Origin of the sequence: Catenulispora pinistramenti (genome assembly GCF_018274385.1) — a bacterium.
Classification (GTDB): domain Bacteria; phylum Actinomycetota; class Actinomycetes; order Streptomycetales; family Catenulisporaceae; genus Catenulispora; species Catenulispora pinistramenti.
The window spans coordinates 1-7611 of record NZ_JAAFYZ010000338.1; the positions used below are offsets into that span (position 1 = coordinate 1).

Annotated in this window: 6 protein-coding genes and 1 tRNA gene; 6 read left to right on the forward strand and 1 reads right to left on the reverse strand. The window is 69.0% G+C overall.

Annotated elements, in window-relative coordinates:
• From KGQ19_RS45980 to KGQ19_RS45990, 3 genes are all read left to right on the forward strand, one after another.
• Positions 1 to 251 (forward strand): alpha/beta hydrolase (locus tag KGQ19_RS45980; RefSeq protein ID WP_212021491.1); only part of this gene is annotated, 251 nt, incomplete at its 5' end.
• Positions 252 to 300: 49 nt separating this feature from the next.
• Positions 301 to 374, forward strand: a tRNA-Thr gene (locus KGQ19_RS45985).
• 499 nt (positions 375 to 873) lie between these two features.
• Positions 874 to 1713, forward strand: coding sequence for a hypothetical protein (locus KGQ19_RS45990; RefSeq protein ID WP_212021494.1), 840 nt, complete (start codon positions 874 to 876; stop codon positions 1711 to 1713).
• Between the two features lie 13 nt (positions 1714 to 1726).
• Here the strand turns inward: KGQ19_RS45990 and KGQ19_RS45995 are convergent, their stop codons facing one another.
• On the reverse strand, positions 1727 to 2167 hold the full coding sequence (locus KGQ19_RS45995; RefSeq protein WP_212021496.1) for a hypothetical protein: 441 nt from the start codon (positions 2165 to 2167) through the stop codon (positions 1727 to 1729).
• Between the two features lie 161 nt (positions 2168 to 2328).
• Between KGQ19_RS45995 and KGQ19_RS46000 the strand changes: the two genes are divergently transcribed.
• The 3 genes from KGQ19_RS46000 to KGQ19_RS46010 all read left to right on the forward strand — a co-directional run bounded on the left by KGQ19_RS46000 (position 2329) and on the right by KGQ19_RS46010 (position 6877).
• Positions 2329 to 2769 carry an SRPBCC family protein gene (locus tag KGQ19_RS46000; protein WP_212021498.1) on the forward strand — a complete coding sequence of 147 codons (441 nt, stop codon included), beginning with the start codon at positions 2329 to 2331 and terminating at the stop codon, positions 2767 to 2769.
• A 143-nt stretch (positions 2770 to 2912) separates the two neighbouring features.
• The gene (gene tmk / locus KGQ19_RS46005; protein ID WP_212021500.1) at positions 2913 to 5648 is read left to right on the forward strand and encodes a dTMP kinase; all 2736 of its coding nucleotides are present in this window, start codon (positions 2913 to 2915) and stop codon (positions 5646 to 5648) included.
• 32 nt (positions 5649 to 5680) lie between these two features.
• Positions 5681 to 6877 (forward strand): DNA polymerase III subunit delta', encoded by a 1197-nt coding sequence (locus KGQ19_RS46010; protein WP_212021501.1) that lies wholly within the window; start codon positions 5681 to 5683, stop codon positions 6875 to 6877.
• The last annotated feature ends 734 nt before the right edge of the window (positions 6878 to 7611 follow it).

The window sequence follows — 7611 nt, forward strand, 5'->3', positions numbered from 1 at the left end:
AACCAGCCCCCATCACCGCCGCCGGCAGCGCCCCCATCCTCGTCGTAGGCACCAAAGACGACCCCGCCACCCCCTACGCCTGGGCCCAGGGCCTGGCCAAGCAACTCCAGAACGGCCACCTCCTGACCTTCAACGGAAGCGGCCACACCGCCTACACAAGAGGCTCCCAGTGCATCGACAACGCAGTCGACGCCTACCTGCTCCAAGGCACCGTCCCACCCGCGGGTATCACTTGTGACGTCAGCCCCTAGCGTCAGGTACACTCGTGCCCCGGCCCGCGGTGTACGCCGACGGGTCCGGGCCTCCTTAGCTCAGTCGGCCAGAGCGACGCACTCGTAATGCGTAGGTCATCGGTTCGATTCCGATAGGAGGCTCTGCCGTGACCAGGGCGTTCGCTGATTCAGCGGGCGCCCTAGTCGTTTATCTATAGCGTCGCCCTGCGCAGGTCCGGACGCGGAATCTCTCTAGTGGTTTCGCAGCCACAGGATAATGCCGCTCACGATGCCTGCTCCTGCCGCCGAGGCCGCTCCCCTGAGAAAGTTGAATCCTACAATTCTCATGTACCGGCGACGATCGCGGCGGTTAGGTGTTTTGACGTTTTTCTTGCGCTGGGCTGCTCCCGCCTCGGATTCGCTCATGGCGCCGGCCGTCGGTCCCTTCTTCGGATTCCGTTGTGTCTGCGCGTGAGGGCACTGTCGGCTCTGCCGGCACGCTGCGCCGGCGATGGTCTCTCGTCCACGGCACGAGACTAGGAGTGGGACGGCGCCTTGGATCAGGGCTCTGAGGTGGATTGCGGGCCCGATTCGATGTAATTTCCGCATCTGCACGTCAGAGCACCGGCGGAGGCTGTGAGACCGGTGTAATTTTCCCCGCATGGAACCCAAAGGACTGCCAGCGGTCGCCGCCGGGCCGGAGGCGGGGACGATTGACGATCTTGTGGCGGATGCGGCGAACGCGGGCTACCGGGTGACGCCCAGGACCGTGCACGACTGGGTGGCGAAGGGACTGATCGATCGCCCCGAACGGCGCCGGGCGGGCCGTAGCGGATCCCTGAAGGCTCTGTACTCGGGTGAACAGCGCCTACTTTTCCTTCATCTATTGTCGGCGCGCTCCGAACAACTCACGGTCCATGATCTTGCAGGGGTGGTGATCGGGGTCTGGCACAGCCTTGATGACTGCGTACCGACGCGCCAAGCGCTCAGGGCCCTGCGGACCTGGGTCGGCGATCCACGGAGCAGCAAGTCCGAAGCGCGTCGCCTGGCCAGGATGCACACCAAGCCCTTCACCGAAGACCCCCGGCTCGGGACGGCGCACGACAGGCGCGAGCTCTTGCGCGTTGTCAGCGATGTCTTCTACACGGGGCGGATCGATGTGGATCTGCTCAAGGAAAAGGCCAGGCCCATCTTTGAGCCGAGAGAGAAGTACATATCCATTGTTCACTCTCGGGATGAGACGGTGGTACCGGACGTCGAAACCCTGGTTGCGCTTCTTGAAACAATCACGAGAGCCGGACAGTCCGTAAGCGATGGCACTGTTACCGAAACCTGCTTGGACCAAGCCCGGATATTGCTGCGGTATGGTGCCGAGTCGGTCGGCATGGCCGACCTGCTGACGGTTCTTGGCCTATTCGCTCTGCACCCGGAGGCGCTGGATCCGTCTCTCAGCTCTCTTGACGAGCCGCCCTGCGAAGTTCACACGATCTCCGTGTTCTAGGGCTCACGAAATTCTAGGCCTCACGAAAATCCAGCACCAAAGGCTCGATCTCCGCTTGCAGCATCGGATTGCCCAGCGGGTGCACCTCGCTGTCTTTGCGGAGGTAGCGCTGGGCTAGGACGAGGGTGCGGGGGAGGTCCAGTTGGTGGGTCTCGACGAAGACGGCTTCGGTGCGGTCGCCTTCATAGGTGGTGTAGCCGTCGTAGGCGAGGGCTATCGCTGTGATGCCCGGTTCCGCTGAGGCGAGGTGTTCGCGGGCGGCTTCGAGGGTTTCGGGGACGTCGGCGCCCGGTGCCACTGCGAAGCGGGTGAGGGTGGCGGTGCCGTCGGCCTGGCGGGCGAAGGAGAAGGGGGTGAAGGGTTGGTCGGAGAGTTGGGCGTTTTCCAAGGCGTAGTCCAGCGCTGTGAACATGAGCTCTTTGGTGCTGTCCGCGGTGTCGTCCCAGATGGTCACACGGTCAGCCTCGCAGACCGGTCGGGCGGGTGGGCTAACAGCCTGGCGCCCGTCCTGCTCAAGCGTCTGAGCGAGGGGGCGTAGCGCGCAGTGGCGACCCGTCGCCGGGTGTCTAAAAGCCCTGCGGTACAAAGGGATGGGAGTCTAGGGAGGGAATCCTGATGAAGTTCCAGACCGCGGTCGACATCGACGCCACCCCGGCCACCGTGTGGCGCATCCTGACCGACGTGGAGTCGTGGCCGAAATGGTCCGCCTCCATGACCTCTGTCGAACGCCTGCAGCAGGGCGAACTGGCCGTCGGCAGCACCGCGCGGGTCACCCAGCCGAAGCTGAAGGTCGCCGTCTACACCGTCACCGAGTGCGAGCCCGGCAAGTCCTTCGTGTGGGAGATGCAGGGGACCGGGGTGAAGGTCCGCGCCACCCACTTCGTGGAGGACAAGGGCGACGGCCACGCGCGCATGGTCCTCGGGATCGAGCAGAGCGGCGCGCTCAGCGGACTCATCGCCATGTTCTACGGCAAGCTCACGCGGCAGTACGTGACCATGGAAGCCGAGGGCTTGAAGAGGGCCGCCGAGACGGAGACAGCAGAGAAGGCCGAGTAGCGCCGCCCGGTAACCATCGCCCCAGCCCCCCGCCCCCGCCTCAGGTCGGACATCCGTGGTCCGGCGGTCCGGATAATCACCCGGACCGCCGGACCACGGCCTCGTTCGGCCCCCGCCGATACTCTCCGCATTACCGTGGATTCATGGAGTCATCACCGGTCGGGATCCGCGATGTGCTCGCCATCCCCGACTTCCGCCGGCTGTGGACGGCGCTGTCGCTGTCCAGCCTCGGCGACTGGCTCGGGCTGCTGGCGCAGTCCTCGCTGGCGGTGTCCCTGGCTGGTGGTGGGTACGCCAGCCGCTCCTATGCGGTCGCCGGCGTCTTCGTAGTGCGGCTGATCCCCGCGGTGTTGTTCGGGCCGATCGCCGGTGTGGCGGCCGATCGGCTGGACCGGCGCTGGACGATGGTGACCGGGGACAGTGCCCGCTGCCTGCTCTTCATCTCGATCCCGCTGATGGGCACCTTGTGGTGGTTGTTCGCCGCCACGTTCCTGATCGAGATCGCGGCGATGTTCTGGATCCCGGCCAAGGAGGCCACGGTCCCGAACCTGGTGCCGCCGCGGCTGCTGGAGCCTGCTAACCAGATCTCCCTGCTCACCGCCTATGGCACCGCCCCCATCGCGGCCGGTGTGTTCACCGTGCTGGCGCTGATCACCAAGGCGCTGGCCCACCAGTGGACCTTCTTCACCGCCCAGCCGGTGGATCTCGCGCTCTACTTCGACGCGCTGACCTTCCTGTTCTCCGCGCTGACGATCGCGCGTCTGAAGAGCATCCCGGCCCGGTCCGCGATGGAGCGCGCGGCTGCGCGCCGTCACACCGAGGACCACCGCTCCCCGCTGCGCACTCTTCTGGAGGGCTGGCGCTACCTCGGGATCGACAAGCGGATCCGCGGTGTGATCATCGGCACAGCCGGGGCCTTCGCCGCGGGCGGCGCGGTGGTCGGGCTGGCCCGGACGTACGTGGGCGACCTGCACGGCGGACAGGCCGCGTACGGCGTCCTGTTCGGCACCGTCTTCCTGGGCCTGGCCGCCGGGATGTTCTCCGGATCGCGGATGCTGCCCGGGATGGCGCGGGAGCGGCTGTTCGGCTCCGTGATCTTCGCCGCCGGGGTGGTGCTGTGCCTGTTCGCGCTGGTGCCGGTGCTGCTGATCTCGGTGGTGTGCGCCCTGGTCATCGGCTTCCTCGGCGGCACCGCGTGGATCATCGGGCAGACGATGCTGGGCCGGGAGGTGGCCGACGAGCTGCGCGGCCGGACCTTCGCCTTCGTGCAGTCGCTGATCCGGGTCATCCTGGTGCTGATCCTGGCCGTGGCCCCGGCGGTGGCCGGCGTGTTCGGCGCCCACACGCTGCCGCTCCCCGGGGCGGCGGTCACCTACGGCGGCGCGGCCATCACCCTTTTCGGGGCGGGACTGCTGGCCGCGGGCGTGGGGTGGGTGGCGTACAGGATGATGGATGACGTGCCAGGGAAATCGTTGCGGAACGAACTGAAGGCGGCGCTCAAGCGGAGCACCGCCGCCACCTCGACGCGGGCCGGGGGCGCGGCGGGGCCGGGGGCCGACCCCGGACCGACGACCGGGGCCGCGCCCGGGTCCATGCCCGGAGCCGGAACCGGAACGGGTACCCAGGCCGGTACCGGGGCCGTGACCAGCGCCAGTAGCACCGGCAACGTCGCGCTGCTGCCGGGCAGCGGCGCGATCGAAAGGACCGCCCACACCTACACGGGCACCTTCCTGTCCTTCGAAGGCGGCGACGGCAGCGGCAAGTCCACCCAGCTGAACCTCCTCGCCGACTGGCTGCGCGGGCGCGGCCACGAAGTGGTGGTCACCCGCGAACCCGGCGGGACGCCGCTGGGCACCAAGCTGCGCGCCATCGTGCTGGACGCCCACAACGCCGACGTCATCTCCCCGCGCGCCGAGGCCCTGATCTACGCCGCGGACCGCGCCGACCACGTCGAGCGGGTGATCCGGCCGGCCCTGGAGCGCGGCGCGGTGGTGATCACCGACCGCTATGTCGACTCCTCCCTCGCCTACCAGGGCGCCGGCCGCGCGCTGTCGGCCCGCGAGGTCGAGCTGCTCTCGCACTGGGCCACCCAGGGCCTGATGCCCGACGTCACGGTCCTGATGGACCTGGACCCGATCGAGGCGGCCCGCCGCCGCAAGACCCCGGCCGACCGGCTGGAGCTGGAGTCCGTGGAATTCCACCGGCGGGTCCGCAACGGTTACCTGGAACTGGCCGCGGCCGAGCCGGAGCGGTTCATCGTGATCGACGCCCGGGAACCCGTCGAGCAGATCGCCGGACGGATCAGGGCCCGGCTGGAGGGTCGCATACACCTCTCACGCCAGCAGCGGACCGAGGAAGCCGAGCGGCGCGAGGAGGAGCGCCGCAAGGCCGCCGAGCAGCGCGCCGTGCAGATGGCGGAGCTCTCCGACGCCGAGCGCCGCCGCGCCGAGGCCGAGGCCGAGCAGCGCGACCAGGCGCAGCGGGAGCAGGAGGCGCGCGAGGCCGCGCGGCAGGAGCACCGCCGCCGGCTGGAGGAGGACGCGGCCCGGGCCGAACGCGCGGCCCGGGAGCGGGCGCAGAACAACGCGGATCTGGCCACCCGGCTCGGCCAGACCGAACGCCCGTCCATCACCTCGGAGCCGACCGCCACACCGCCACGGGCCACCACGCCGACGCACACCACCGCGCCGCCGGCCCAGCCCCCTGCGTCGCCGAACGCCGAGGACATCGCGACGCCGAGCACCCGCGGCGAATGGGAAGTCCCGGACTACGTCGCGGAGCCGGAGCTCGACGAGGAGCCGGAACAGGACGCGATGGCCCTCGCCGACGAGTTGTTCGGAGTCCGGCAGCAGACCCGGCACGGCGGGGAGGACGCGTGAGCGAGGTAAGTGGCGTGAGCGGCGTGAGCGGCATAAGCCGCGGGACCGGCGGCGCCCCGGCCTTCGAGCCCTACGGCGTCTGGACCGACCTGGTCGGCCAGGACCACATCAGCACCGACCTGGTGCAGGCCGCACTCGGCAACGGGATGACGCACGCCTGGCTGCTCACCGGCCCGCCCGGCTCGGGCCGCTCCACCGCCGCGCGCGCCTTCGCCGCGGCCCTCCAGTGCACCACCGCGAACGAACCCGGCTGCGGACACTGCCTCGGCTGCCGCACCGTCCTCGACGGCGTCCACCCCGACGTGCTGCAACTGGCCACCGACCAACTCTCGATCGGGGTGGCCGACACCCGCGGCCTGGTACGCCGCTCCTCGATGACCCCGTCCTCAGGCCGCTGGCAGGTGCTGCTGATCGAGGACGCGGACCGTCTCACCGAAGCGGCCGGCAACGTCCTCCTGAAGGCGGTCGAGGAACCTTCCCCCCGCACCGTCTGGATCCTGTGCGCGCCCGGCCAAGACGACATGCTCCCCACCATCCGCTCGCGCTGCCGTCACCTCCTGCTGCGCACGCCCCCTTCCACGGCCGTCGCCGAGATCCTGGTCCGCCGCGACGGCGTGGACCCGATCCGCGCCCGCGAGGCGGCCCGCGCCGCCCAGGGCCACATCGGCCGCGCCAAGCGCCTGGCGACGGACGACGAGGCGCGAGCCAAGCGCAGCGAGGTGCTGGCGCTCCCGTCATCGCTGACCGACATGGGCTCAGCCCTGTCAGCCGCGCAGAAACTGGTCGACGCGACCATCTCCGAGGCGAAGCGCACGGCCGAGGAGCGAAACGTCACGGAGACCGCGGACCTGCGCCTGGCGATGGGCTACCAGGAGGGCTCCCGCAAGGCCGTGCCCGGCGCCGCGGGCGCGCTGAAGGATCTCGAGACACGGCAGAAGAAGCGCGCGACCCGAATGCAGCGCGACGCACTGGACCTGGCGCTGGTAGACCTCGCGGCGTTCTACCGCGACGTCCTGGCGGTGCAGCTGGGCGCGATCGGCGGGGCGGGCGGCGACGTGACCGAGCCCATCCACGACGACCAGTACGCGGCCGTCCGCAAGGTCGCCGCGGCGGGGACGCCGGAGGCCACGCTGCGCCGGATCGAGGCGGTACTGGAGTGCCGGAAGGCCGTGGAGCGAAATGTGGCGCCGCTGCTGGCGGTGGAGGCGATGGCGGTGCGCTTGCGATAGCAGCGCGGGTCGGCCGCTTCTGTGGCTGGCTAGTGCCGTGTCGGGCAACGTTTGCCTGGGAGTTCGCGCTTTGCTCGGGAGTCCGCGATGTGGTTCGCGATGTGGTTCGCGATGTGGTTCGCGACGTGCTCCGCGACGTGCCGGTCGGCGGGCGGGATCCGTTGGCGGGTGGAGTTTGCTGGGGGCTGGTGTTTGTGGGCCGGGTTGCGGTTTGGCTGTTGTTTGAAAGGCGATTTTTACGGCCTTCGGTCATAGTTATGCCGGTTCGGGGTTCGGGTCGGCGGGTGTGTTTGTCGGCTGCCAGTTCGCGCGTTCACAACCCCGCCCCACCTCAGGCCTCTTCAACTCCAGTAAGCCAGCGCAAGGGCAAGATCAAAGTCAAGATCAAGGTCAAGAGCTGTGGTGAAGGGCCGGGCCTCCGGCGGGCCTCGGCAACCTCAGGGAAACTAGCGCGGTTCCCTGGGGTGGCCGGGTCGGTCTCAGCGGCGGCGGTTTGTGAGGTGGTGCGGTCCGTTCCCCACGGTCGCGTCGTCAGCCCGGGGGGTACAGCACCGGTGTCCGGGGGTAAAGTCCGCGCGCGGCGGTTGGCCATTTGACCTGCGGTTTCGTGCAGCGCGAACTTGACCCCCGGCCACCGGCACTGTAGGCGAAGCCCTGCCGACGCGACCGAGGGGAACGAACCGAAAACCAGCCGGAGAAATACAAAACGCAGGGAACGAGGACACCGGTTGGTT

Excerpts from the sequence above, each read along its gene's own strand:
- KGQ19_RS45990 (WP_212021494.1), top strand. The coding sequence starts at position 874 with ATGGAACCCAAAGGACTGCCAGCGGTCGCCGCCGGGCCGGAGGCGGGG.
- KGQ19_RS46000 (WP_212021498.1), top strand. The coding sequence starts at position 2,329 with ATGAAGTTCCAGACCGCGGTCGACATCGACGCCACCCCGGCCACCGTG.
- tmk (WP_212021500.1), top strand. The coding sequence starts at position 2,913 with ATGGAGTCATCACCGGTCGGGATCCGCGATGTGCTCGCCATCCCCGAC.